Genomic DNA, 491 nt, shown 5'->3' on the forward strand with positions numbered 1-491 from the left:
CATCAGGCCGGCGACGAGCAGGGCGGCGATGGCTCCCGCGCCGGCCGTTATCCAGGTTTGAAATTTTGAGCGGGCAGTCTTGAACATTCCAAACTATGCACGTCGAACGGTCAGCCACCCCTGCGCAGTCTAGAAAGAAAAAATGGCTGATGGAACCCGCAAATGGCTGGTCCAGTCCTCACACCGCTTCCCTTGCCCAGAGCCTGTGGCCATGGCGGCGGAAATAGCGCGCCACCAGGCGCTGCTGCTTGGCCCTGATCAGGTCGGGCAGGCGCCGCTCCTGGCGCCAGCGCGGTATGTTGCGCCAGCAGGCTATGAAGCGGGCGGCGTCCTCGATTACCTCCTGCGCCGAGAGTGCCGGACCGATAGCGGCCAGGAACAGCGCCTCCGACGGTTTCAACTCGTCGATCACCGCCTTGCGCCTGACGTGATCCTGACGGGCGTGGGCGATGCCGCTGCGACGGATTGCTTCGAAGGCTTCAAGCAAGGCC

1 protein-coding gene is annotated in these 491 nt (G+C 63.7%); it reads right to left on the minus strand.

All coding sequences use genetic code 11. The features are described 5' to 3' along the window. Positions 1 to 178 precede the first annotated feature (178 nt). On the minus strand, positions 179 to 491 hold a 313-nt coding region (locus tag EN969_RS34695; protein WP_127419971.1), incomplete at its 5' end, for a hypothetical protein.

It is taken from the genome of Mesorhizobium sp. M7A.F.Ca.CA.003.01.2.1, from assembly GCF_003998945.1.
In the GTDB taxonomy this organism is placed as follows: domain Bacteria; phylum Pseudomonadota; class Alphaproteobacteria; order Rhizobiales; family Rhizobiaceae; genus Mesorhizobium; species Mesorhizobium ciceri.